The sequence below is a fragment of the Microbacterium trichothecenolyticum genome (genome assembly GCF_030818955.1).
Lineage (GTDB): Bacteria > Actinomycetota > Actinomycetes > Actinomycetales > Microbacteriaceae > Microbacterium > Microbacterium trichothecenolyticum_B.
In genome coordinates this window covers 2276000-2299922 of record NZ_JAUTBF010000001.1, presented here as the reverse complement: position 1 = coordinate 2299922, position 23923 = coordinate 2276000, and the positions used below count along the sequence as shown (strand labels likewise).

General features: G+C 70.9%; 22 protein-coding genes. 11 read left to right on the top strand and 11 right to left on the bottom strand.

The features are described from left to right. Positions 1-280: 280 nt before the first annotated feature. Complete coding sequence (locus QE412_RS10865; RefSeq protein WP_307483403.1) at positions 281-2491, top strand: DEAD/DEAH box helicase; 2211 nt, start codon at positions 281-283, stop codon at positions 2489-2491. Positions 2492-2540: 49 nt separating this feature from the next. On the opposite strand, the gene QE412_RS10860 is transcribed toward QE412_RS10865, so the two are convergent. Further along, entirely contained in the window at positions 2541-3644 is a 1104-nt protein-coding gene (locus tag QE412_RS10860; RefSeq protein WP_307483400.1) for an Rv2578c family radical SAM protein, read from the bottom strand. A gap of 247 nt (positions 3645-3891) precedes the next feature. On the opposite strand from QE412_RS10860, the gene QE412_RS10855 reads away from it, so the two are divergent. Continuing rightward, positions 3892-5025 (top strand): M15 family metallopeptidase, encoded by a 1134-nt coding sequence (locus QE412_RS10855; RefSeq protein WP_307483397.1) that lies wholly within the window; start codon positions 3892-3894, stop codon positions 5023-5025. Between the two features lie 42 nt (positions 5026-5067). On the opposite strand, the gene QE412_RS10850 is transcribed toward QE412_RS10855, so the two are convergent. The 4 genes from QE412_RS10850 to QE412_RS10835 all read right to left on the bottom strand — a co-directional run bounded on the left by QE412_RS10850 (position 5068) and on the right by QE412_RS10835 (position 8488). Then, complete coding sequence (locus QE412_RS10850; protein WP_307483395.1) at positions 5068-6318, bottom strand: LCP family protein; 1251 nt, start codon at positions 6316-6318, stop codon at positions 5068-5070. 93 nt (positions 6319-6411) lie between these two features. Then, positions 6412-7434 (bottom strand): pirin family protein, encoded by a 1023-nt coding sequence (locus QE412_RS10845; RefSeq protein ID WP_307483393.1) that lies wholly within the window; start codon positions 7432-7434, stop codon positions 6412-6414. Further along, positions 7431-7769 (bottom strand): GNAT family N-acetyltransferase, encoded by a 339-nt coding sequence (locus QE412_RS10840; protein WP_307483391.1) that lies wholly within the window; start codon positions 7767-7769, stop codon positions 7431-7433. Before QE412_RS10840 ends, QE412_RS10845 begins: the two co-directional genes overlap by 4 nt. A 203-nt stretch (positions 7770-7972) precedes the next feature. Beyond that, entirely contained in the window at positions 7973-8488 is a 516-nt protein-coding gene (locus tag QE412_RS10835; RefSeq protein ID WP_307483388.1) for a CGNR zinc finger domain-containing protein, read from the bottom strand. Between the two features lie 86 nt (positions 8489-8574). On the opposite strand from QE412_RS10835, the gene QE412_RS10830 reads away from it, so the two are divergent. Genes QE412_RS10830 through QE412_RS10800 form a run of 7 tightly spaced genes read left to right on the top strand, consistent with a single transcriptional unit; the run spans position 8575 to position 16191 of the window. Then, complete coding sequence (locus QE412_RS10830) at positions 8575-9171, top strand: helix-turn-helix domain-containing protein (RefSeq protein ID WP_307483386.1); 597 nt, start codon at positions 8575-8577, stop codon at positions 9169-9171. Positions 9172-9216: 45 nt separating this feature from the next. Next, entirely contained in the window at positions 9217-10590 is a 1374-nt protein-coding gene (locus QE412_RS10825; RefSeq protein ID WP_307483383.1) for an amidohydrolase family protein, read from the top strand. Positions 10591-10600: 10 nt separating this feature from the next. Then, the gene (locus QE412_RS10820) at positions 10601-12109 is read left to right on the top strand and encodes an aldehyde dehydrogenase family protein (RefSeq protein ID WP_307483381.1); all 1509 of its coding nucleotides are present in this window, start codon (positions 10601-10603) and stop codon (positions 12107-12109) included. Continuing rightward, positions 12109-13515 (top strand): NtaA/DmoA family FMN-dependent monooxygenase, encoded by a 1407-nt coding sequence (locus QE412_RS10815; RefSeq protein WP_307483380.1) that lies wholly within the window; start codon positions 12109-12111, stop codon positions 13513-13515. The genes QE412_RS10820 and QE412_RS10815 overlap by 1 nt, the downstream gene beginning before the upstream one ends. Beyond that, the gene (locus tag QE412_RS10810; RefSeq protein WP_307483378.1) at positions 13512-14012 is read left to right on the top strand and encodes a thiamine pyrophosphate-binding protein; all 501 of its coding nucleotides are present in this window, start codon (positions 13512-13514) and stop codon (positions 14010-14012) included. The genes QE412_RS10815 and QE412_RS10810 overlap by 4 nt, the downstream gene beginning before the upstream one ends. Next, positions 14009-14623: a thiamine pyrophosphate-dependent enzyme gene (locus tag QE412_RS10805; protein ID WP_307483376.1), complete on the top strand. Its 615-nt coding sequence runs from the start codon at positions 14009-14011 to the stop codon at positions 14621-14623. Before QE412_RS10810 ends, QE412_RS10805 begins: the two co-directional genes overlap by 4 nt. Continuing rightward, positions 14623-16191: a GMC family oxidoreductase gene (locus QE412_RS10800; protein ID WP_307483373.1), complete on the top strand. Its 1569-nt coding sequence runs from the start codon at positions 14623-14625 to the stop codon at positions 16189-16191. The genes QE412_RS10805 and QE412_RS10800 overlap by 1 nt, the downstream gene beginning before the upstream one ends. Positions 16192-16245: 54 nt before the next feature. Here the strand turns inward: QE412_RS10800 and add (QE412_RS10795) are convergent, their stop codons facing one another. From add (QE412_RS10795) to QE412_RS10770, 6 genes are all read right to left on the bottom strand, one after another. After that, positions 16246-17292, bottom strand: coding sequence for an adenosine deaminase (gene add, locus QE412_RS10795; RefSeq protein ID WP_307483370.1), 1047 nt, complete (start codon positions 17290-17292; stop codon positions 16246-16248). A gap of 51 nt (positions 17293-17343) precedes the next feature. Next, positions 17344-18375, bottom strand: a complete 1032-nt coding sequence (gene add / locus QE412_RS10790) for an adenosine deaminase (RefSeq protein WP_307483368.1) — start codon at positions 18373-18375, stop codon at positions 17344-17346. 81 nt (positions 18376-18456) lie between these two features. Continuing rightward, on the bottom strand, positions 18457-19383 hold the full coding sequence (locus tag QE412_RS10785; RefSeq protein WP_307483365.1) for an ABC transporter permease: 927 nt from the start codon (positions 19381-19383) through the stop codon (positions 18457-18459). Next, positions 19380-20216 carry an ABC transporter permease gene (locus tag QE412_RS10780; protein ID WP_307483362.1) on the bottom strand — a complete coding sequence of 279 codons (837 nt, stop codon included), beginning with the start codon at positions 20214-20216 and terminating at the stop codon, positions 19380-19382. The genes QE412_RS10785 and QE412_RS10780 overlap by 4 nt, the downstream gene beginning before the upstream one ends. Further along, positions 20206-21030, bottom strand: a complete 825-nt coding sequence (locus QE412_RS10775) for an ABC transporter ATP-binding protein (RefSeq protein ID WP_307483360.1) — start codon at positions 21028-21030, stop codon at positions 20206-20208. The genes QE412_RS10780 and QE412_RS10775 overlap by 11 nt, the downstream gene beginning before the upstream one ends. A 23-nt stretch (positions 21031-21053) precedes the next feature. After that, complete coding sequence (locus QE412_RS10770; protein WP_307483358.1) at positions 21054-22127, bottom strand: ABC transporter substrate-binding protein; 1074 nt, start codon at positions 22125-22127, stop codon at positions 21054-21056. Between the two features lie 310 nt (positions 22128-22437). Here QE412_RS10770 and QE412_RS10765 point away from each other — a divergent pair, with 310 nt between their 5' ends. Further along, positions 22438-22662 (top strand): hypothetical protein, encoded by a 225-nt coding sequence (locus QE412_RS10765; RefSeq protein ID WP_307483356.1) that lies wholly within the window; start codon positions 22438-22440, stop codon positions 22660-22662. Positions 22663-22691: 29 nt separating this feature from the next. Beyond that, positions 22692-23789 carry an FHA domain-containing protein gene (locus tag QE412_RS10760; RefSeq protein ID WP_307483354.1) on the top strand — a complete coding sequence of 366 codons (1098 nt, stop codon included), beginning with the start codon at positions 22692-22694 and terminating at the stop codon, positions 23787-23789. Positions 23790-23923 lie beyond the last annotated feature (134 nt).

Genomic DNA, 23923 nt, shown 5'->3' with positions numbered 1-23923 from the left:
CGCCGATACGGGCCTGTTCTCGGCCGATCACCTGTTCTCGAGGGGAACAGTGCGCGATATGGATGCCATTCCCAGGCGCCACCTGTAGCGTGGGGCGGTCGGCTCTGGACACCGCGTGTGATGCGCGGATGGGTTTGTGAGTCCAAGGGGCCGATGGACAGGACGCGATCGCGGCCTCGACCATCATCAGTGAATGGCCCCCGGCCGACGATAGTCCGGGTTTCGCACCGCTGTGCGGTGCTGCTGTCTCGCGCGAAACAGAACCCAGAAGGACATCGTCATGCCCAAGAACAAGAAGCCCGCCGGCGGCCGCGCCGCCAAGAACTTCGAGCCGCGCTACGGCGCGAAGACCTCGTTCCAGGACCGCAAGCGCCGCCCCGGCGGCGAAGCCCCGGCCAAGCCCGGCAGCAAGAGCCCCAACCACCGCGGGTACCGTCCCGAGGCGGAGGCCGCCCCCGACAAGCGCCGCTGGAGCGCGTCGGACCGCGCGGGCCGCGACGAGGCCCGCAGTATCCGCACCTCGGCCCGTGACGATCGTTTCGGTCGCTCGGATCGGGATGCCACGGCCGGCCGCCGTGACGACCGCGGCGCCCGCTCGTTCGACGAGCGCCCCCGCCGTTCCTTCGACGACCGTCCGGTGCGTTCCTTCGACCGCAGCGACCGCCCCGCGCGATCGTTCGACCGGAACGACCGACCCGCGCGCGACGACCGTGCCCCCCGCGGGGAGCGCGTGGACCGCGACAACCGCCGTTCGTTCGGCGACGCCCGCCCTTCGTTCCGCGACGAGCGTCCGCGTCGCGACGCCGGTGAGCGTCCGGCTCGGTCGTTCGACCGTCGGGACGAGCGTCCTGCTCGCGACGACCGTCCGACGCGTTCGTTCGATCGCGACGAGCGTCCGCGTCGCGACGCCGGTGAGCGTCCGGCTCGGTCGTTCGACCGTCGGGACGAGCGTCCCGCGCGTGACGAGCGCCCTCGCCGCTCGTTCGACGACCGTCCGGCCCGTGACGACCGTCCGGCTCGCTCGTTCGATCGCAGCGACCGCCCGGCGCGTTCGTTCGACCGTGACGAGCGTCCTCGTCGCGACGCCGGCGACCGCCCGGCCCGCTCGTTCGAGGATCGCCCCGCCCGTTCGTTCGACCGCCCCGAGCGCCCCGCCCGTTCCTTCGACGACCGCCCGCGCCGCACCGACGGCCCGAGCCGCAGCGATTGGACCGCCACCCCGAAGCGTTCGGCCGAGCACGAGCAGCGCGTCGACGTCGTGCACGAGCGCCTGCAGGCAGAGGCCGTCGACGCCGCGACCGCGACCGGTGCCGGCTTCGCCGAACTGGGCCTGGGCGACAACATCGTGCGCGCCCTCGCCGGTCTCGGTGCGGCGAGCCCCTTCCCGATCCAGGCCGCGACGGTGAAGCCCATCCTCGACGGCCGTGACGTGCTCGCTCGCGGGCGTACCGGCTCGGGCAAGACCATCGCCTTCGGCGCCCCGCTCGTCGAGAGCATCCTGCGCGCGCAGGCCGGTAAGCGCCGGGAGTTCGGCCGCGCCCCCAAGGCGCTGATCCTCGCCCCCACCCGCGAGCTGGCGCTGCAGATCGACCGCACCGTCCAGGTGATCGCGCGCAGCGTCGGACTGTTCACCACGCAGATCTACGGTGGCGTGCCCCAGGCGCGTCAGGTCGGTGCGCTGAAGAAGGGCGTCGACATCGTCATCGGCACGCCCGGCCGCATCGAAGACCTGCTGAACCAGGGCAAGCTCGACCTGTCCGAGGTGCAGGTGGCCGTGCTCGACGAGGCCGACCACATGTGCGAGCTCGGCTTCCTCGAGCCCGTGCAGCGCATCCTGCGCGCGACCGCCGACGGCAGCCAGAAGCTGCTGTTCTCGGCGACCCTCGACCGGGAGGTCGCGGCGCTCGTCGACGAGTTCCTCGTCGAGCCCGCCGTCTACGAGGTGGCCGGTGAAGATCAGGACTCCGGGACCATCGACCACCGTGTGCTCGTGATCGACCACCGCGACAAGGCCGAGATCCTCGGCTCGCTCGTCGACCGCCCCGGTAAGACCCTCGTCTTCGCCCGCACGCGCGCGTACGCCGAGATGCTCGCCGAGCAGTTCGACGACGCCGGTATCGCAGCCGTCGCGCTGCACGGTGACCTCAACCAGCAGAAGCGCACACGCAACCTCGAGAAGCTCACCTCGGGCCGCGTCAACGTGCTCGTCGCCACCGACGTCGCCGCTCGCGGCATCCACGTCGACGACATCGACCTGGTCATCCAGGCCGACGCCCCCGATGAGTACAAGACGTACCTGCACCGCTCCGGCCGCACCGGTCGCGCGGGCCGCAGCGGCACGGTGGTGACGCTCATCACGCGTCAGCGTCAGCGCCGCATGACCGAGCTGCTCGATCGTGCCGAGATCGAGGCGCCGTTCGAGCCCGCGCAGCTCGGTGACGACCTGATCGAAGAGCTGTCGGGTCGTCAGCTCGCCGACGTCACCTCGTAAGAGGCCGACTCGGAACCCCCGTCGCTGATGCGGCGGGGGTTCCGTGCGTTCAGAACAGCGTCGGCTCGCTCGCCGGCGCCACGCGCGGGCGGGCGGATGCCGAGGCCCCGGTGCCGCGCACGGGGCCGAGGCTGCTCGGTGGCGAGGTGCGGGCGGCGAGCCCGGGCTGCGGGCGCCCGCGGGGGTGGTCGTCTTCGTCCCACCCGTCGAGGCGGTGCATCCGCAGCAGCGGTCGCATGCGCTTTGCGAGCCACGTGCGGTACGCCTTCGGTGCCGAGACCGAGACCCCCGGGTACAGCCCGCGATACGACGACACGAGATGCGGATGCTCGCGCTCCAGCCACTGCCAGAACCACTGCTTCGCGCCGGGGCGCAGGTGCAGCGCGCCGTAGACCACGCGGGCAGCGCCCGCGGCGCGAATGCGGGCGAGGGCGTCGTCGAGGGCGGCGATCGAGTCAGTCAGGTGCGGCAGGATCGGCATGAGGAAGACGGTGACGCGGAAGCCCGCCGCTGTCGCGGCGCGCACGGTCGCCAGTCGTGCGTCGGCGCCGGGTGTGCCGGGTTCGATCGAGTGCTGAAGGGCATCGTCGAAGACGGCGATCGACATCGCCAACGACACCTTCACCTGCTGCGCCGCGTCGGTGAGCAGGGGGAGGTCGCGCCGCAGGAGCGTGCCCTTGGTGAGGATCGAGAACGGTGTGCCGGTCTCGGTCAGCGCGCCGACGATGTCGGGCATGAGCCGGTAGCGTCCTTCGGCGCGCTGGTACGGGTCGGTGTTCGTGCCGAGCATCACGGGCTCCCGCGTCCATGAGCCGCGCCGTAACTCGGTGCGCAGCACGTCGGCGACGTTCACCTTGACCACGATCTGCGAATCGAAGTCGGAGCCGTAGTCGAGGTCGAGGTACTCGTGCGTCTTACGGGCGAAGCAGTACACGCACTGGTGTGTGCAGCCGCGATACGGATTCACCGTCCAGTCGAAGGGCATGGCCGAGGCGCCGGGCACGCGATTGAGGGCACTCTTGCACTGCACCTCGTGGAACGTCATGCCGGCGAACTCCGGTGTGGTCACCGACCGCACCAGACCGTCTATGCGTTCCATGCCCGGGAGCGCACCGGAGTCGTCGACGCCCAGCTGCTGACCCTGCCATCTCATGTGAACAGTCGAACACATGTTCGAGGAAATGACAACGGGCATGCGTTTTTCGTCGTCTACACCGACGATCTTCTCGGGTGCTGCCGCTGCTCGTCGCCGAGAGGTCGAGCGTCAGGTCCGCTCTCGCCGCGGCCGGTGAACTCGGCCGCAGCGTCAGGTCGTGACACGTGCGGCGGAGGCCAGCGAAGCAGCCGCGCCGGGGCCGGGCTCGACCGATGCGGAGTGTCGCGACACAATGGGACGACCCATGTCCCACGATGCTGAGCCCTCGCCCCGCCGCGCCGCGCGCGCGGAGGCCGAGCGACTCGCGACGGCGGCCCTCGCGCAGATCCCGGCGCCTTCGCCGACGCGCCGTACCCTGCGAGAGACCGCGGCCACCCCGTCGTCGTCTCCGGGGCGCTCGTCCCGGCTCGCCACAGCGCTCTCGATGAGCGGACTCGCGCCGGTGACGCGCCGCCGGCGCCTCGCGGCCCTCGCCGGTGTCGCCCTCGTCGCGGTGGTGTGCGCGAGCGCGATCGCAACGGCGTCCTCCGGTGCGCGCCACGACACCGCCGCCTCCGCGACCGTCGCCGACAACTCCGTGGTGGCCCCGGTGTCAGGGCCGCCCGCGGTGCCTGACGAGGGCCTGCCGGTTCCGCAGCAGGCCGCCGTCGCGGCGAGCGCGACGCCCTGCGACGACCCCGCCTTCACCTCGGCGCTGGCCTCGGGCGACGACGCCGCGGCCATCTCCGCCGCGGGCGGCGGGAACGCTTTCCGCGCAGCGGTGGCATCCGGTGTCGCCCCGTGCGTCTCGCTGTCGGACCCCCACCGCGAGTGGGTCGTGGTGAACAAGCAGCGCCCCTACGACCCGGTCGACTACCGTCCTGACGATCTCGTGATGCCCGACGGCGTGCGCGCTCTCGAACAGTCCGCGGTGCGGGCCCCCGCGGCGACGGCCTTGAGCGCCATGGTGCGAGCCGCCTCCGATGCGGGCGCGGGGGAGATCGGTTACCTCAGCGCCTTCCGCTCGTATACGACCCAGCAGTCGACGTACGCCGGGCGGGTAGCCGTGGGCGGAGTCGAGGCGGCCGATCGAGAGAGCGCCCGCGCCGGATACAGCGAGCACCAGTCGGGCCTCGCGGTCGACATCGTGCCGTGCGACGGCTCGTGCGCGACGCTCGACGACGTCGCGGCGTCTTCGCAGGGAGCCTGGGTGCGCGATCACGCCTGGGAGTACGGGTTCATCACCCGGTACGTCGAGGGGCGCGAGTCGGTCAGCGGGTACGAGCCCGAAGCCTGGCACCTGCGCTACATCGGTCCCGAGCTGGCCCGCGCGTACCACGAGGGCGCATACACCACGCTCGAGGAGTTCTTCGGTCTTCCCGCGGCGCCCACGTACTGAGCGGGATGCCGGGACCCCGGCATCCCGTATCGCCCCGTGGTGTCAGTTGACCACGCCGGCGCTGCAGGTCTGCTGGGCGGCGCTGGAGCCGGTGATCGACTCGGGCAGGGCCACAGCCCCGGTGACCGGGTCGACGGTGCCGGGTTCGACGCTCTCGTCCTCGGTCGGGGTGTCGCTCGGGGTCGGCTCGCTCGGGGCCGGCTCGGCGATCACGACTCCGCCGTTCGCGCCGGCCTCTCCGGTCACCTCGACCCCCTGGTTCGCCAGGAGCGCGTCCCACAGCACCTGGGCGGCCGCGTAATTGGGCTCCACCCGGTTCGCATCGCTGCGGGCCGTGACGGTCGGGTACTGCACGAAGACGATGTCCTCGAACGGCACGTCCTTCACGGCCGTGGCGATCTGCACGAGCGTCAGCGGATTGGTGAGGCTCTGCGTCGGGGTGACGTTGCGCAGGCCCGTGGAGGCGAGGCGGAACACCGTCGCCGGGTTCGACAGCACCTCCTCGCTGACGAGTTTGCGGGCCAGGCGTGACATGTACTGCTGCTGGTTGCTGATGCGCGCGAGGTCGCTGCCGCCCACTCCATAGCGGGTGCGCAGGAACTGCAGCGCCTCGTAGCCCTGGATCGTGCGCGGGCCGGCGGGCCAGTCGATCGCCGTGTTCTCGTCGCGCATGGCGCTGGCCAGGCAGACCTCGACACCGCCGATGGCGTTGGTGATCTCGATGACGCCGCCGAAGGTCACCATCGCCCCGAACTGCACCGGTTGCCCGCTCATGTCGGAGATCGCCGTCATGACGCACGACAGACCGCCGTACGAGTAGATCTCGTTGATCTGCACGAAGCCGCCGCCCCAGCGGTCGCCGTCGGCGGTGTCGCAGGAGGGGGCGTCGAAGAGCAGATCGCGCGGGAACGACACGACCGTCACGCGACGCGGAGCGTCGGAGATGTGCACGAGGATGTTGACGTCGTTCAGCTGCCCCTCGGCATCCGGACCCTCGCAGCGCTCGCCGAACAGTTCGCGGAGGTTCTCCTCGCACGCGTCGATGCCGACGACCATCATGTTCACGCCGCCCTCGAGCTGGCTGAGGTCGGGTGGCACCGCCGGCTGGTTCTCGACGACGACGGCCTCTTCGGTGAAGCTCGTGGTGAGGTCGTAGGCCGTGTACGCGGCCACTCCGACCGTCGAGACGAGCACGACGGATACCGCGACCGCGAGCAGTTTCGCCAGCTGGCCGAGCGGGTGGGGCGAGCGCAGGCGGGCGTGCTGCGCGACGGTGCGACGGCGCCGGGCCATTGCTCCTCCTCGGGTTTCCCCGATTCTAGGGGGAGGCGATGCCGTGACTCGGCCGCACCGTTCCCGGTGTGCCGCCCGCCGGGTCGGGCCACCTCAGGCTCGGCGGCGCCGGGGTTTCAGGCGCACGGCCGGCAGCGGGGGAGCGGGGATGCGCTCGGGTCCGTGGTCGATGACCGTCCCGAAGCGGTCGGCGTGCGCCTCCCAGGCCTCGCGCGCCTCGACGATCTCGTCGTGCGAGCGGCCCACGAAGTTCCACCACATCACGATGTCGGCCTCGAAGGGTTCGCCGCCGAGCAGGAACACCCGCGCGCCCTCGTCGCTGTGCAGCTCGATGTGGTCGCGCCCGCGGCCGAGGTACAGCAGTCGGCTGTCGTCGACGGATGCCGTCGTGCCCGGCTCGGGAGCGGGGGCGGGCCGCCGTGCGGCGTCGGCGTCGACGGCATCCATCCCGGTGACCGCGGTTGCGCGACCGGTCATGCCGTAGAGGGCGTGCTCCCAGCCGGGGCGCAGGGGAATACGCACCGTCGAGCCGGCGGGCAGGCGCAGCTCAGCCCCCACGATCGGGGTGTGCACGGTCGCGGGCGAGACCACGTCGCCGAGCCGGCCCATCACGACGACCGCGTCGGCCCCGTCGCCGAGGTCGAGGATCGGCAGATTCTCGTGCCGCTCGAAAGCGGGGCCGCCGTGGCGGCGGGTCTCGGGCAGGGCGACCCACAGCTGGAGGGCGTCGAGGGGGATCGGGTCGTCGCCGACCGAGTACTCGGAGTGGGCGATGCCGGCACCGCTGGTCATGAGGTTCAGCGCCCCCGGGCGCACGACGACGTCGCTGCCCACGGCATCCCGATGCCGTACCTCGCCCACGATCGGCCACGTCACCGTCTGCAGGCCGATGTGCGGATGCGGCTCGACGCGCATGAGCGTGTCCTGCGGGCCGAAACGGTCGAGGAAGCACCAGGCGCCGACCAACGGCAGCGCCCGGTGCGGCAGGGTGCGGTGCACCTCCATGCCTCGGACGCCGCCCAGGGGCACCTCGCGGGCCTCGACCACGAGGGCGCGCGGCCCGTCGCAGGCGAGGGGGCTTTCGGATGCCTCGGGGGCGACGTCGAGGCGGGTCATGCGGGTTCGCCGGGACTCGCCGCCTCGGCGGCATCGTCGTCGCTCGGCCACTCGATCACGAGACCGGGGACCTCGTGCTCGCGCAGGTAGTGCGCGACGAACGGGCAGGTGGGGATGACGGTGCCGCCCCGGCGGGCGAGGTCGGCCAGCGCCTCGCTCGCCAGCGCCTTGCCCAGGCCGCGGCCGGTGAAGGCGGGGTCGAGCTCGGTGTGGGGAAGGACGGTGCGGTCAGCGCCGGCGGGGCGGAACTCGAGGAAACCGCCCAACTCGCCGTCCACGTGGATCTCGTAGCGGTGGGCGTCGTCGTTACGCGTCACGGTCAGTTCGTCGCTCATCGCGCCTCCTGTCGTTGGTTTCTTCAGCAACGTAGGCGGGGTCGGCGGTGTTCCGCCATCCCCCGTCGCGGTCGCGTGGGTGCTGGTAGTGGCCTGCCGCGGCGTGACGGGCGGAGGGCCAGGGGGGAGCGGAGGGCCGGAGGGCGGCCGGGATCCTCCTTCATCCCTCGCCCTCCCGTGCGCGCAACGCGGGGCGGGTGGGTTCAGCCGCGCGCGCGGTGCCGCCGAACGGCGGCGCGGTTCGCGCACCGCACCGAGCAGTAGCGCTGGCGGCCGTTGCGGGTGACGTCGACGACGACGTGATCGCAGGGCTCGGCGGCACAGCGGCCCAACCGGTTCATGCCGCGCGTGACGAGGTGCAGCGAGGTTCCGACCGAGATCACGGCCGCCAACACGCGGGGCAGGGCCTCGTCGCTGTCGCGATAGTGCAGGTGCCAGCCCTCGCCGTCGTGGTCGGTCAACCGCGGATATGCCGTGACGGCGGCCATCTGGGCGTTCAACAAGGCTGCGCGCGCGTCGGGGTCGCTCTCGTCGACGACCCGCAGCCAGTCGTCGATGACGGCGCGGGTGCGTGCGTGATCGTCGGATGCCACGGGGAATGTCATCGTCATCCCCCTCTCCCGCGTGCGCTGCTCGATGCCCGCACGGTCCGCCGGCCAGTCGTTCGCGAGCGATGCGGCGAGCAGCACCGCATATTCGCCGTAAGGGTTGAGGTGCATATGTGCATTACATCACGGGGTGCCCGCGGTCGCCTCCCCGCCCTCTGCGCCCGCGCCGGGCGTGCAGAACGGCCTAGGGTGGGGGCGTGTCCACCGCAACTCCCGCCGAGTCTGCGATCGGCGTCGCGCTCGGGCGGGCGGTGCGTGCGGCCCGCACCGAACGCGGGCTGTCGATGCGCGCGCTCGCCGCTGCCGCAGAGATCAGCCAGCCGTTCCTGAGTCAGATCGAGGGCGGGCAGACGATGCCCTCCGTGGTCACGCTGTTCCGTCTCGCCAAGGGGCTCGGTATATCGCCGTCGGAGCTGCTGCCCTCCGTGGCCGAGCCCGAGCCCATCTACCTCACGCGGGGAATCGATGCGAGGCGGGTGCGCGTCAGGGAGTCGGACGAGCGGGCGACCAGCCGCGTGCTGTCCTCCGGCAGCGCCCGCGGTGCGAACGTGCAGGAGTATCGCCTCGTCGGGCCCTACACCGGTGACTGGTTCGAGTCCGACGGTGAGATCACGTCGTACGTCGTCGACGGCGCTATCGTCGCGACGATCGAGGGTCGCGGTGAGTGGGAGCTGGGCCCCGGCGACGCCCTGTGGCATCCGGGTGCGCTGCGCAACCGGTGGGAGATCCGCGGGGACGGCACGGCGACGGTTCTGCTCGTCTACGCGTCGGTCCGCGGAGAAACAGGACCGTAATGCGATAGCCACGGGCTATCAAAGTTAAGTCCTTACGATCAGAGCGTGCCCCGCTCCACGCTGCTCGTGCCCGACCTCGTCGTGACGATGAACGACGCCCTCGACGTCCTCTCGGATGCCGCGGTCCTCGTCACCGGTGACACGGTCGCAGCCGTCGGCCCGGCCGCAGATCTCGCCGCCGCCCATCCCGAGGCCGCGCGCGTCGACCTGCCGAACCGGCTCCTCATGCCCGGCCTCGTGAACGCTCACCACCACTCGGGCATGCTGCGCGGCACGGCGGAGCACCTACCGGTATGGGAGTGGCTGCGGCTGCACATCGATCCGATGCACCGGGTCCTGCGCCCCGACGAGGCCGAGGCCGCCGCGTGGCTCTGCTACGCCGAGGGGCTGCTGTCGGGCACGACCACGGTGGTCGACATGTGGCGGTTCATGGACGGTGCCGTGCGCGCCGCGACCGCCCTCGGCAACCGGGTGGTCACGGTCAACTACGTCGGCGCGCACCCCGACTTCGACTACTTCGACACCCTCGACGACAACGAGCGGATGCTGAGCCGATACACCGGAGCGGCGAACGGCCGCGTGATGCCCTGGGTGGGTCTGGAGCACCCGTTCTACGCCGATGCCGCCGGCCAGCGCCGAGCCGTCGCGCTGGCGCGCGAGTACGACACCGGTCTGTACACGCACTGCAGCGAGTCCGAGCTGGAGCTGGCCGATTTCGCGGAACGCCACGGCGCGCGGCCGATGTTCGCCCTCGAGCAGCTGGGGTTCTTCGACGCTCCGCGCACCATGATCGCCCACGCGGTGTGGCTGGATGACTCCGAGGTCGACCTCATCGCCGCGCGCGGCGTCGGCGTTTCGCACAACCCGGTGTCCAACATGAAGCTCGCCAGCGGCATGGCACCCGTCGCCGAGATGCTCGCGGCCGGCGTCAACGTGGGTCTGGGTACGGACGGCGAGAAGGAGAACAACAACCTCGACATGTTCGAGGAGATGAAGGTCGCCTCTCTGCTGGGCAAGCTCCGGACGATGGATGCCGCCGCGATGGACTCGTGGGACGTGCTGCGCATGGCCACGCGCGGCGGGGCCGCGGCCATCGGCCGAGGCGATGAGCTCGGGGCGATCACCGTGGGGCGTAAGGCCGACCTCGTGGCCGTGCGCACCGACACCCCGCGGATGACGCCCCTGCTGCCGGCAGGCGATTACGCGAACATCCACCACAACCTCGTCCACGCCGTCCGCGGTTCCGACGTCGACCTGACGATGGTCGACGGCGAGATCGTCGTGCGCGACGGCCGGCTCGTGAACGCCGATCTCGCCGAGATCATCGACCGCGTCCGCGCGCTCGTGCCGGGCCTGTTCGCACGCCGCTCGGCCTGGTTGGCCGCGCAGGACGACCCCGCCGGACTCTTCCACGGGTGACAGGAGCAGCATGACCATCGACCTCTCCCCGACCCCGCTGCGTGCGAGGGTGAACGCGTTCCTCGCCGACGATCCCGGGCGCCTGCTCATCGGGGGTCGGTGGACGGACGCGGTCGCCGGTGAGCGCTTCGCGACCCTCGACCCCGCGACGGGGCGGACGATCGCCGAGGTCGCCCGCGGACGCGAGGCCGACGTCGCCGCCGCGGTGCCGGCCGCCCGCACCGCCCTCGAGGGGCCGTGGGGGCGGATGCGCCCCGCCGATCGCGGCGCTCTGCTGTGGCGGATCGCCGACCTCATGCAGGAGCACCTCGACGACCTGGCCGAGATCGAGACCCTCGACCAGGGCAAGAACCTGCGCACCTCGCGTTTCGGCGAGGTGCCCGCCGCGATCAACCAGTTCCGGTACTACGCGGGGTGGCCGACGAAGATCCTCGGCGAGACGATTCCCACCTCGCTGAGCCGGACGCCCCCTGACAAGGAGGTCTTCGCGTACACGCGCCGTGAGCCCGTCGGCGTGGTGGCCGCGATCGTGCCGTGGAACTCCCCGCTGATCATGACGGCGATGAAGCTCGCCCCCGCCCTCGCCGCCGGATGCACCATCGTGCTCAAGCCCGCCGAGAACACCCCGCTCAGCGCCCTGTACCTGGCCCGCCTGCTCCAGGAGGCCGGGGTCCCCGACGGTGTCGTGAACGTCGTCACCGGGTACGGCGCCGAAGCCGGTCAGGCCCTCGCGGATGCCCCGGGCGTCGACAAGCTCGCCTTCACGGGCTCGACGGCGGTCGGCAAGCGGCTCGTGGCCTCCGCCGCCGGCCGGCTCACGCGCCTCACGCTCGAGCTCGGCGGCAAGTCGCCCGCCATCGTCCTGCCCGACGCCGATCTGGCGGCCGCGGTCGAGGGGATTTCGCGCGGCATCTTCGATAACGGCGGCCAGGTGTGCGTCGCGAGCGCCCGGGTATACGCGCACCGCGACGTGTACCGCGATGTCGTCGACGGCATGGCCGCATTCGGTGCGGGGCTCCGCCTCGGCCACGGCCTCGATGCCGCGTCCGATCTGGGTCCGCTCGTCAGCCGGACGCAGGCCGATCGCGTCGCGGCGTACATCGACGAGGGGCGTGCCGAGGGCGCCGAGATCGTGACCGGCGGTGAGCGCAGCGGCCCGGCCGGCACCTTCTACGCACCCACGGTGGTCACGGGAGCCCGTCCCGATATGCGCCTCATGCGCGAGGAGATCTTCGGCCCCGTCGCCGTCGTGACCCCCTACGACGACATCGACGAGGTCGTCGGCTGGGCCAACGACTCGCCCTACGGTCTCGCCGCGAGCGTCTGGACCCGAGGCCTCAGCGACGCCCACCGCACGGCCGCCCGGCTGCAGGCGGGGACGGTGTGGGTCAACTGTCACTCGTTCCTCGGCCCGGAGCTGCCCAAGGGCGGGCACAAGGAGTCGGGATGGGGATACGAGAACGGGCCGCAGGGCCTGGAGAACTACCTGGAGACCAAGACCGTGGTGATGGTGATCTGATGAGCGAGCACACGCGCATCGCCCTGGGCGTCTTCGAGATGATGAACCCGAGCAACGGGATGCCGACCTGGACCCACCCGCGGGGGCGCGGGGACGACTGGGATCGGCTGGAGTACTGGGTCGACCTCGCGCGGATGCTCGATGCCGCCGGCTTCGACTTCCTCTTCTTCGCCGACACGTACGGCTACGCCACCCTCGACGGCGTCATGCCCGACGAGGTGGCGGCCCACGGCATCCAGTTCCCCGCTCTCGACCCCATGCTCGCCATCGCAGCGCTCGCCCGCGAGACCGAGAGCATCGGCTTCGTCGTGACCTCGCCGACGACGGTGGAGAAGCCGTACGGCACCGCCCGCCGCTTCGCGACCCTCGACCGGCTGACCGGCGGACGCATCGGCTGGAACGTCGTGACCGGCAGCTCGCAGGCCACCACCGACGAGCTGTTCGGGGTCACGGCCCCGCTCACGCACGACCAGCGCTACGACGCCGCCGACGACTTCCTCGACACGTGCCTGCGGCACTGGGAGCACAGCTGGGACGACGACGCCGAGGTGCGTGATCGCGGTCGGGGCGTGTACGCCGACCCGTCGAAGCTGCACCGCGTCGAGGTCGACGGCGTCTACCAGCGCTCACGCGGGGTGTTCGCCGTTCCCCCGACACCCCAGCGCTCGCCGATGCTCTTCCAGGCCGGCACCTCCGACCGGGGGCGCGCCTACGCCGCGCGCAACGCGGAGGCCGTGTTCATCCAGGGCCAGTCGATCGCCTCCGCCGCCGCCCACGTCGCCGACATCCGCGAGCAGGCCGTGCGGCAGGGGCGTCGCCCCGACGACGTGAAGGTCGTCACGGGGATGACGGTCACCGTCGCCTCCACCCGCGCCGAAGCCCTCGCGCTGCGCGCCGAGTACGAGGAGCTGCTCACGCGGGCCGACGCCGCCGTGATGTTCGCCGGGATCACGGGCCTGGACCTGACCGGACTCGACCCCGAGACGCGGGTCGTCGATCTGCACACCGATCTCGGACAGACGCTCGTGCAGCGCTACGCGCGGCAGAACCCCGACATGAAGGTCGGCGAGATCCTCGACGCGTTCCGCACGAAGGCGATCCGCGGTTTCCAGATCACGGGATCGCCCGAAGAGGTCGCCGACGAGATCGAGGCGATCGTCGACGGCGCAGGCATCGACGGCGTCATGCTCGAACCGACGTTCGGGGGCCCCGACGCCTACCGCGCGTTCATCGAGCTCGTGCTGCCGATCCTCGTCGCGCGCGGCCGGGCCGGGGCACCCGCCGGCACGACGCTGCGCGAGCACCTCACGGGCGCTGCGCGCCTGGCATCCACCCACCGCGCGCACACGCTGCGCGCCGCTGAGCTCGTCCGGGCCGGACGGACATCGAAAGGAGAGCACGCATGAGAGCGGATGCCGTGGAGGCGGTGCTGCGCGGACTGAAACGCGCGGGCGTGAGCGTGGCGACCTACCTGCCCGACTCGCTGCTGAAAGAGCTGTACCCGGCGTTGGACGCCGATGCCGACATCCGCACCATCCCGGTCACGAACGAGGGCGAGGGCGCCGCGATCGCGGGCGGGGTCTTCCTCTCCGGTAAGCGTGCCGTGCTCGTGATGGAGAATTCCGGCCTGCGGGCCGCGACCGAGCACCTCGCCCGGATGGGTCTGGGAGCGGGCATCCCGGTCGTGATGATCATGAGCTACCGCGGGGAGATGGGCGAGAACAACTGGTGGGCGATCCCGCACGGGATCACCATGGAGCCGCTGCTGCAGGCCCTGCGGACCCCGTACACCATCGTGCGCACCGTCGACGAGATCGAGACCGCCATCGTGCGCGCGTACGAGACCGCCTACGCGTCGTACTACCACGCCGCCATCGTCCTCGGAGGAGACCTGGTCCGATGAGCTACTCCCGTTTCCAGGCCATGCGCCTGCTCGGCGATCGTCTTCGCGACGAACTCGTGATCCTCTCCCTCGGCGGCGCCGTCGATGAGTGGTACAACGCCGCCCCGCACATGCGCGACGCGTCGCTGTTCCAGCAGCAGCTCGGCTGCGTGACTCCCGAGGCCTTCGGCCTGGCCGTCGGCCTGCCGCACCGACGAATCGTCTCGCTCGACACCGACGGGGGACTGCTGTTCAACCTCGGCATCCTCGCCACCCTCGGCAACGAGCGCCCCCACAACCTCTTCATCGTGGTGTGGGACAACGAGCAGTACCAGTCCATCGGCGGACCCGCGACCCACACCGCCAAGGGACGCGTCGACCTCGCCGCGATCGCCCGCGGCGCCGGTGTGGACAACGCCTTCACCGCCGAGACGCTCGAGGAGTTCGACCGGCACTGCGCTGCGGGCCTGGCCGCCACCGAGCCCTACCTGGTCGTCGCCAAGACCGATGGCATGCTCGAGCCCGGCATCCGGCGCAAGCACTCCGACGGCCGCGAGGACAAGTACATCTTCGTCCGCCACGTCGAGGCCTCCGAGGGCATCACCATCATGGGACCCAGCGAGCACAACTGATGCCGATCGCTCGCACCCCCGCCGCCGACTACGACGCGATCGTGGTGGGCGCGGGGGCGGCCGGGTGCGTCGTCGCCGCGCGCCTGTCGGAAGACCCGGCGATGCGCGTGCTCCTCGTCGAGGCGGGCCCGGACGGACGGAGGGATGCCGCGATCGCCGACGCCGCGCACTGGGACGCGCTCCTCGGCGGGACGTACGACTACGGCTATCGCTCGGCTCCCGCAGAGGCGGTGCTCGGCCGCTCGCTCGCCATGCCCCGTGGGCGGGTGCTCGGGGGCTCGTCGTCGACCAACGCGATGCTCTGGTACCGCGGTCATCCGGGCGACTACGACGAATGGGCGCAAGCCGGTGCCGCCGGCTGGTCGTATGCCGAGCTTCTGCCGTACTTCCGCCGGTCCGAGGCCCGTGCGGGCGGCGATCCCGTGCATCGGGGCATGGATGGTCCCATGCGGGTGGGGCCGCTCGCCGCGGTGCACCCGATCGCGCACGCGCTGCTCGGCGCCGCGGTCGAGCGGGGCCTGCCCGCGCTCGACGACGCGAACGCCGGCGCGAACGAGGGCGCGGTCTTCGCCGACTACAACGCGGTCGTGGGCGATGACGGCGCGTTCGAACGGTGGTCCGTCGTGCGTGCCTATCTCGAACCGGCGCTCGGGCGTCCGAACCTCGATGTTCTCGTGGGCAGCCGCGTGCACGGCGTGGTGCTGGAAGGCGCCACCGTGCGCGGCATCCGGCACATCGTCGACGGTGCCGTCGTCACGACCCGGGCCGCGCGGACGATCCTCGCCGCCGGGGCGATCGACACCCCGCGTCTGCTGCAGCTGTCGGGCATCGGCGATCCGGCGCGCCTCGCCGCCGTCGGCATCCGCCCCCGCCACGACCTCCCGGGCGTCGGGGAGAACTTCCAGGATCACCCGCTGATCCTCGGCATGAACTTCCGCGCCCGCGCCGACCTCGGCCCGGTGATCGGCAACGGCGGGGGCACGATGCTCAACTGGCAGAGCGCGCGAGCACGCGGACGCCCCGACCTGCACGCCGTGATCGCCCACGGATCGCGCGGCGACGAGGCTCTGCACGCCGCGCACGACCTCTCGGGCGAGCGCGTGTTCGCGATCGTGCCCGGGCTCTACCACTCGCGCAGCGTCGGGTGGGTGCGGGTGCGCTCGGCCGACCCCGACGCGGTGCCCGAGATCCAACCCAACTACCTCGCCGACCCGAACGATCTGGCCGCGATGGTCGACGCCGTCGACGCGGTGCAGGATCTCGTCGCCACGTCGGCGTACGCCGATCTCGCCGCGGGACCCATCACACCGGCCGCCGGATTGTCGCGCCAGGCGCAGGAGAGGTTCGTGCGCGAGAACGTCGGCACGTTCTTCCACTGCTCCGGCACGGCCCGCATCGGCGTCGACGATCTCGCTGTCGTCGATCCGGAGCTGCGGGTACGGGGGCTGGACGGGCTGTGGGTCGCCGACGCCTCGGTGATGCCGACGATTCCGACGAGCAACACCCAGGCGCCCACGATCGCGATCGCCGAACGCGCGGCCGACCTGCTGCGCGCGGCGGCACACTGAGCGCCGCGCCGGCGACCGTGGCGCCGCGCCCGCACGTGGCGCCGGTGGCGGTGCTCAGCGCGCGAGCAGCGCGTCGAGAGCGAGGAAGGCCGCGCGGAAATCGGCGCGCAGCCGCTGCTTGTCGTCCTCGTCGCAGAACGCCATGTCGATGCCGGCGAGCGCGATGCGCTGGGCGTCCTCGATACCCAGGCCGAGAGCGGTGAGCCCCTCGCGATACTCGCGCCCGAGATCGGTGCGGAAGAACAGCGCGTCGTCGGTCGACACCGACACCGGGAGTCCGGCATCCACCATGGTCCGGATGCGATGGCCCTCGTCGAGCGTCCATCCCGAGCAGATGGTCGTCGACCACGGCGTCGTGGCGAAGCCGATCCTGCGCTCCTGCGCGAGGGCGAGGACGGAGGGGTCGTCGACGACACGGTATCCGTGGTCGATGCGGTCGCAGCCGAGCACCTCGATCGCCGCGCGCACGTTCTCCGGGCTCGCGGTCGGCGTCTCGCCCACGTGCGCGGTGCGCCGCAGGCCGTGCGCGCCGGCCAGCGCATAGGCGTCGGCGAAGCGCAGCGGATCCTCGGTGTTCTCGGGCGTCAGATCGTCTTGTCCGATGCCGACCACCTCCGGCCGGGGATTCGCGATCACCTCCCGCACCAGCTCGACGGCCGCCTCGGCCGACTCGCGGCGGTTGATCGCCACGACCACGCGGAAGCCGACGCCGAAGTCGCGCTCGGCGCGCGAGAGGCCCGCGATCACCGCGTCGATGACCTCGACGTACGACAGGGGCGACGCGTGATGGGCGAAGTACTGCGGATTGATGTAGTACTCGCGGTAGCGCAGGTTCCCCTCGCGCACCGCGTCCTCGACGCCCTCCCACGCCACGCGGGCGATGTCGTCGGGAGTGCGGAGCACCTCGTGGGCCACCCGCCAGCCGCGCAGGAAGTCGACGAGATCGTCGAAGTCGAACAGCTTCTCGACGTCGTCGGTCCACAGCGGTACGCCGTATCGGCCGGCCAGCTCATGGAGCGTGCGCGCCCTCATGGTGGAGGTCAGGTGGCAGTGCAGTTCTGTCTTCGGCAGCAGCTGCAGGTAATCGGCCAGCGAGATCACGCCTCGTCCTCTCTCGGGTGCGCCCCGGCGCGCTGGGTCACGTCATCCGAATCAGTCGCCGACGACGACGCCGTGCGCCGCGGCGTACTCGCGCACGGAAGCGACATACGCCTCGCGACGCGCGGGGGTGAGCCACGACGCTTCGAAGGAGTTGATCGCCAGTCGGGCGAGATCCGCGGGCCCGAGCCCCGCGTGATTCGCCAACGCGACGTAGTTCTCGGCCACGTAGGCGCCGAAGTAGGCCGGGTCGTCGGAGTTGACCATGACCCGGACGCCCTCCCGCAGGAGGCTCACGATCTCGTCGGCCTTCATCTGGCTCGTCACGAACGAGTTCGACACCGGGCATGTCGTGAACCCCAGACCGCGCTCTTTGGCGAGGGCGACCAGCGCGGGATCCTCCACGATGTTCGTGCCGTGGTCGATGCGGTCCACGCCGATCTCCTCGATGACCGCGCGGATGTTGTCGATCGAGCCGACCTGGTCGATGTCGCAGTGCATCGTCAGCAGGAAGCCCTCGGCCTTGGCGCGCGCGAAGACGTCGGCGAACTTCGTCGGCGGGTTGTCGCGCTCGTCCGAGTCGAGCCCGACGCCGAGGATCCACGCCTTGTACGGCAGCGCCTCCATGAGGGTGGCCATGGCGTACTCGGCCGAGAAGTCACGAAGGAAGCACAGAATGAGTTCGGCCGAGACGCCCAGCTCGTGCTGCGCGCGCAGTGCGGCGCGTCGGTAGCCGGTGATGACGTTCTCGAACGGCACGCCCCGGCTTGTGTGTGCCTGCGGGTCGAAGAACATCTCGACGTGTACGACGCCCTGCTCCTTCGCCTTCTGCAGGTAGGCCCACGCGAGATCGTGGAAGTCCTCCGCCGTCTGCAGCACGCGCATCGCCGGGTAGTACACGGCGAGGAAGCTGGTCAGGTCGGTGAAGTCGTAGGTGGCCTTCACCTCGTCCACGGTCTTCTCCGCGAGCTCGATGCCGTTGCGGGCGGCGAGCTCGAACTTCAGCTCGGGCTCGAGCGTCCCCTCCAGGTGCAGGTGCAGCTCGGCTTTGGGCAGGCCGAACGCGAAGGCGGTGATGTCGGTCATGAGGCGCTTCCGGGCAGGGGCGGGCGGTGCCGCGTCGGACAGATGACGAGGGGGAGTGTGGGAGGACGCGGCATCCGCGGGTCAGGTGCGAGAGGCCATCCCCATGCGTGCCAGGACGACGGACTCGACGATCTGCACGAGGTTGTAGATGACGAGCGCCGTCCCGGTGACGAGGACGACCGCCGTCCAGACGGCGGAGAACTGCGCGCCCGCGATGTATCCGCCGACCGAGCCGCCGATGCCGCCGCCCACGGCCAGCCATTCGGCCAGCAGGGCACCGGTGATGGCGCCCGGGACCGAGATGCGCACCGCTGCGAAGAACTCCGGCAGCGAGTTGGGGAGGGCGACCTTGCGCAGGCGCGTCCAGGCGCCGCCGCCGTACACGGTGACGAGGTCGGTCATCTGCGGCGTCACGGACCTCAGGCCGAAGACGATGTTCACCAGCGCCGGGAAGAGCACGACGATGCCGCCGATCACGGCGACGGAGGCGAAATCGCGTCCGAAGATGAGGATGATCACGGGCGCCATCGCCACCAGCGGCACCGAACGCAGGAGCATCGCGAGCGGCATGAGCGCGTGCTCGACGCCCTTGCTGAGCTGGAACGCCGTGGCGACGACGAGGGCGACGAGCAGTCCCGCACCGAAGCCGACGACGGAGTGGCCGATGGTCACGCCGAGCTGGCCGAACAGCTGCGTGCGGTTGGCCTCGGCGGCGGGAACGGTGAACAGGAAGTTCCACACGTCCAGCGGCCCCTTGCCGACGTACGTCGAGACGCCGAACAGGGCGAGCGAGCCCACCCAGATGAGGAGCACCGCGACGATCGTGAGGGCGAACGTCAGCAGGCTGCGCCCCAGGGCCTGACGGGTCGCGCGGCGCGTCGCTCGGCGGATGTCGGCGGACAGACCGGACTGCGGACCCTCCGGAAGCGGCGGCGTGGCACGTCCGGCTTCGGACGGCTGCTGTTCGGAGGCGGGCGTGCTCAACGAGGCCACGGCGGCATCTGTCATCGGTTCGTTCCCTTCGACCAAGGCGCGACGGCCCGCGAGATCAGCCCCAGGAGTCCGTAGCCGGCGAGAGCCACGGCACCCGAGACGAGGGCGATGTCCCACACGCGCGGGGCGTTGAGCGCCTGCTGTGCGGCCATCATCGCCGGACCGACGCCGACGGTGATCTTGCCGAAGAACTCACCCAGCACGGCGCCGAGGAAGGCAGCGGGCACGGCGATCTGCAGCGCGTTGAGGGTGGCGGGCAGCGCGGCGATCAGCCGCACCTTGCGCAGCTGCGTGAGCCGCGAGCCGCCGTACACGGTGATGACGTCGAGGCTCGCCCGATCCGCGGCTTTGAGGCCCAGCAGGGCGCCGACCACCGTCGTGAAGAAGCAGCTGAGGGCGGCGAGGAAGATCGCCGTCGTCGACGGCTGCCCAGGCTGGGGCGCCGGCGCGATCACGATGAGGAGCAGGCCCAGGGCGACGATCGGGATGCAGTACGTGATGATCGCGATCTGCATCACCACCCCCTCCAGACGCGGCACGACGAGCACCAGCGCCGACAGCACGAGGGCGAGACCGTTACCCCACAGGTAGCCGGTTCCCGCTTCGGCGAGAGTCACGCTGAGGTTTCGGGCGTAGAAGTCCCATCCCGTCTCGCCGAACTCGAGAACCACCTGCAGCGGGGTCGGGATCGCCTGGACCCCGCCGGGTCCCACGTTCGAGAACACCGTCGCGGCGAGGATCCACCACAGCAGGATGATGGCCAGCCCGCCGATCAGGCCGGAGAGCCACGCCGGCAGCCGCACGTCCTCCCACTCGATCGCACGGCTCTTACGGGCCTCAGTGGTCATCGGCGGCGGCGCCTCCGACGCCGAAGAGCAGCTCGGAGGCCTGATCGACGTACGCGTGGAACTCGGGCGTGCGCATCATCTCGGGCGTCCGCGGTCGCGGCAGGTCGATCTGCATGACCTCTTTGATCCGGCCCGGCCGCGGGCTCATGACCGCGACCTGGTCGGAGAGGAAGATCGCCTCCGAGATGCCGTGGGTCACCAGCAGCGTGGTCGCGGGCTTCTCGGTCCAGATCCGCAGCAGCTCCAGGTTGAGCTTCTGCCGCGTCATGTCGTCGAGCGCGCCGAACGGCTCGTCGAACAGCAGCACCGACGGCTTCATGATGAGCGACCGCGCGATGGACACGCGTTGGCGCATGCCGCCGGACAGCTGTGCGGGCTTGGCCTTCTCGAAGCCCTTGAGCCCGACCAGCTCGATCATCTCGGCGACGTACGCCTTGTCGACGGGCCTGCCGGCGACCTCGAACGGCAGCTGGATGTTGGACTGGACGCTTCGCCACGGCAGGAGCGCGGAGTCCTGGAACGCGATGCCCAGCTGGTTGCCGCGGCGCAGCTCCTTCGGGCTCTTGCCGTCTACGCGGGTCGTGCCACTGGTCGGCTCCTCGAGTCCGGCGAGGATGCGCAGGATGGTGGACTTGCCGCATCCGGACGGTCCCAGCAGGGCGAGGAACGTGCCCTGGTCGGTGTGGAGGTTGGCGTCTTGGAGCGCGACGACGCTCTTGCGTCCCACGCTGAAGACCTTGTTCAGGTCGGTGATCTGGAGGCCGGTGCCCAGGCTGTTCGCCTGGGCACCGGTCTGGAGAGCCGAGTCGCTCACGATGGCTTCTTCCCGCGGAGTTGTCAGCCCGCGTAGTTCTTCAGGTCGGGGTTCTCTTCGTAGACCTGCTGCAGCAGGCTCAGGTCGAACAGCTGCGACGCCTCCAGCGTGAGACCGGCGTCGGCGAGGCTCTGCACCGTCGCCGCCTGCAGGGCGTCGCTGATGGAGAACAGACCGTTCTTCGCGGTCTCGTCCGAGACCACGAGCTCGTTCTGCGCCTTCGCACCGGCGAGGGAGTTCGCGGGGTTCAAGCCGAGGTCCTTGCCGTACTGCTCGACGGCCAGGCGCGAGCCCTCCTGCGGGTCCTTCAGTGCGTCGGTCCACCCGCGGATCTCGGCCGTGAGGAACGACTTGAGCTTCTCGGGCTCCTTCGCGATCGTCTCGTCGGTCGCGACGAAGGTCTCGGCCACGAACGGCAGACCGTTGTCGGCGAACGGGAGGTTGCTCACCTCCAGGCCCTGCGCAGCGACCGTGATGGACTCATTGGTCAGGTAGGCCATGAAACCGTCGACCTCGCCGTTGACGAGCGGCGCCGGGTCGTACTGCACCGGCACGATCGTCAGTTCGCTCGGGTCGACGCCGTTGGCCTTGAGGAACGCATTGAACAGCGACGTGTTCGAGTCCTGGATACCGATCTTCTTGCCCTTGAGGCCGGCGACGGTGGTGATGTTGCCGCCACTCTTGAGGGAGAGGATCGTGAAGGGGTTGCGCTGGAAGGTCGAGCCGATGATCTTCACCGGCGCACCTTCGGAGGCCACCGCCGAGCCGACGGAGACGGCGTCGCTGAGTGCCACGTCGGCACTGCCCGAGAGCAACTCGGCGACACCGGTGGACGGGCCGGGCACCAGGTTGACGCCCGAGAAGCCGGCCTCGGTGAAGTAGCCCTTGCTGTCGGCGAAGTACTCACCGGCGAACTCTTCGTTCAGGATCCAGCTGAGCTGCAGGGTGAGCTCGCCGTACCCCTGGGCGGCGGAGTCGGTCGAGCTGCTGCTCGAGCCGGACCCTCCCGAGCACGCGGTGAGGGTGAGGGCGGTGAGGGCGACCCCGGCGAGGGCAGCGGCGACGCGCTTGGCGCGTCGGGAGGAAAGGAAGGTCATCTGCTGTGTCTCCAGTAAGCCATTGGTGCTTCATGGGTGGGGGCGCGGCATCCGAATATGCGATGCCAGCTGTGCCCGACGCTACGAGATGTAGATTTCATGAACACTGGGCGGTTGTTTCGAGGCGGTTACGCGGTTCGAGATCGTCGAGCGTTCGACGCCGCCGCATCGCCCGGCGCCCGCGCGATGCAAGCGATCAGACGTCGCGTTCCGCTCGCCGCACCGGCGCGCGCCGGGATCGTGTCGAGGGCGCGAACACGCCGCTCTGTAAGGGTTGAATTAACCAATGGCATGACATCACGCTGGATTCATGACCGCCTCTCCGACCTCCTCGCTCGCCGTCACGGCATCCGCTCACGAGCACGCATGGCTCACCGAGTCGGTGCACGTGACGAGTGCGGGGCGCGTGCGGTACGTGCGCTGCGCCGGGTGCGCCGTGCGTCGCGTCGACCTCGATGCGCCCGCGACCGTGCCGCCGACGCCACTGACCCGCCCGATCTGCGGCGACCGTCGCGACCCCGGCACGGCAGGGTAGCGTCGAGACAGATCGTCGACGGAGGACGTATGGATGCTGGCAGCCTGACCGCCATGGCCGTGGGGACCGTGCTCGTCGTCGCCCTCGCGCTGCACGTCTGGTACGCGATCGGCCTGTCTCGCGTGTTCGCCGCGCGCGGCGCCGAAACCTGGCGCGCGTGGGTGCCGCTCGTCAACGATGCCGAGGTGTTCCGGCTCGGCCGCATCGACCCGGTCCGAGCCGTGCTGCTCATCGTCCCCCTCGTCAACGTGTACGGCCTCGTGCTCAAGGCGACGGCTGCCCACCGGCTCGCCGTCGCGACGGGGCGCGGTGCGGGCACGACGGCGCTGGCTCTCGTCTTGCCTCCGGTGTGGGCGGGGATCCTGGCCACGGCTTCCGCGCACCCGGATGCCGTGGACGCGGCCGTGTCGCACGATGCTCCCCGAGAGGACTCATCGGATCCTTCCCCGAGGGAGGCCTCCGTGTCGGGGGCGGCGCCCTCCGGACCGATCTCGTCGATCCCGGGCGCGGCGAGCGGGGAGGGTGCCGCGGCCGCCGCCGGCTCCCGGCGGGCCGCCCGATCGGTCGAGGCCCCGAGCATCGTGGTGACGCTGGCGGGACCGGCCGAGGTGGCTTCGCCGGCGGGAGGCGCCGGCCTGACGCAGGAGGGGGCGGCGGCGATCGAGGCCGCCCCGGTCGTCGAGACCACCGATGCCGCCGACCCTACCGCCGCTTCCCGTACCGGTACCGCCGAGGTGCCGGTGAGCGCGGCGGTCGACGAATCGACCCAGACGGCTCGTCCCCGCACTCGTCGTCGCGGCGAGTGGAAGCTCGGCCTCCCCGACGGGCAACGCGTGGCCGTGACCGGTCGCGCCGTCGTGCTCGGACGCAGACCGCCGGTGCAGGACGACGGTGTGCAGTACATCGCTGTCGCCGACGACACGCGCACGGTGTCGAAGCAGCACGCCCGCCTGGACTGGGCGGTGACGGGCTGGACCATCACCGACCTCGGCTCGACGAACGGCGTCACGCTGCTGCACGACGACGGGCGCGCCGAGCGCGTGCGGGCCGACGCCCCCACGCTCGCGACGCCGCGTTTCCGGCTCGGCGACGCCGAGCTCGAGCTGCTCCCGGCGGGGAGCGCCTGAGGCGTGTCTGTATTTCGTCGTTCGTCGCTCCGCGGTGACGAACTGCCACGACGGTCTGCCTGCGCGTGCGTCGCCCTCGATGTGGAGAGCTCGGCCCGGGCGAAGAAGTCCCGAACCCCGGGGTGTGTGCCCGA

Excerpts from the sequence above, each read along its gene's own strand:
- QE412_RS10865 (WP_307483403.1), top strand. The coding sequence starts at position 281 with ATGCCCAAGAACAAGAAGCCCGCCGGCGGCCGCGCCGCCAAGAACTTC.
- QE412_RS10860 (WP_307483400.1), bottom strand. The coding sequence starts at position 3,644 with ATGAGATGGCAGGGTCAGCAGCTGGGCGTCGACGACTCCGGTGCGCTC.
- QE412_RS10855 (WP_307483397.1), top strand. The coding sequence starts at position 3,892 with ATGTCCCACGATGCTGAGCCCTCGCCCCGCCGCGCCGCGCGCGCGGAG.
- QE412_RS10850 (WP_307483395.1), bottom strand. The coding sequence starts at position 6,318 with ATGGCCCGGCGCCGTCGCACCGTCGCGCAGCACGCCCGCCTGCGCTCG.
- QE412_RS10845 (WP_307483393.1), bottom strand. The coding sequence starts at position 7,434 with ATGACCCGCCTCGACGTCGCCCCCGAGGCATCCGAAAGCCCCCTCGCC.
- QE412_RS10840 (WP_307483391.1), bottom strand. The coding sequence starts at position 7,769 with ATGAGCGACGAACTGACCGTGACGCGTAACGACGACGCCCACCGCTAC.
- QE412_RS10835 (WP_307483388.1), bottom strand. The coding sequence starts at position 8,488 with ATGCACCTCAACCCTTACGGCGAATATGCGGTGCTGCTCGCCGCATCG.
- QE412_RS10820 (WP_307483381.1), top strand. The coding sequence starts at position 10,601 with ATGACCATCGACCTCTCCCCGACCCCGCTGCGTGCGAGGGTGAACGCG.
- QE412_RS10815 (WP_307483380.1), top strand. The coding sequence starts at position 12,109 with ATGAGCGAGCACACGCGCATCGCCCTGGGCGTCTTCGAGATGATGAAC.
- QE412_RS10810 (WP_307483378.1), top strand. The coding sequence starts at position 13,512 with ATGAGAGCGGATGCCGTGGAGGCGGTGCTGCGCGGACTGAAACGCGCG.
- QE412_RS10805 (WP_307483376.1), top strand. The coding sequence starts at position 14,009 with ATGAGCTACTCCCGTTTCCAGGCCATGCGCCTGCTCGGCGATCGTCTT.
- QE412_RS10800 (WP_307483373.1), top strand. The coding sequence starts at position 14,623 with ATGCCGATCGCTCGCACCCCCGCCGCCGACTACGACGCGATCGTGGTG.
- add (WP_307483368.1), bottom strand. The coding sequence starts at position 18,375 with ATGACCGACATCACCGCCTTCGCGTTCGGCCTGCCCAAAGCCGAGCTG.
- QE412_RS10785 (WP_307483365.1), bottom strand. The coding sequence starts at position 19,383 with ATGACAGATGCCGCCGTGGCCTCGTTGAGCACGCCCGCCTCCGAACAG.
- QE412_RS10780 (WP_307483362.1), bottom strand. The coding sequence starts at position 20,216 with ATGACCACTGAGGCCCGTAAGAGCCGTGCGATCGAGTGGGAGGACGTG.
- QE412_RS10770 (WP_307483358.1), bottom strand. The coding sequence starts at position 22,127 with ATGACCTTCCTTTCCTCCCGACGCGCCAAGCGCGTCGCCGCTGCCCTC.
- QE412_RS10765 (WP_307483356.1), top strand. The coding sequence starts at position 22,438 with ATGACCGCCTCTCCGACCTCCTCGCTCGCCGTCACGGCATCCGCTCAC.
- QE412_RS10760 (WP_307483354.1), top strand. The coding sequence starts at position 22,692 with ATGGATGCTGGCAGCCTGACCGCCATGGCCGTGGGGACCGTGCTCGTC.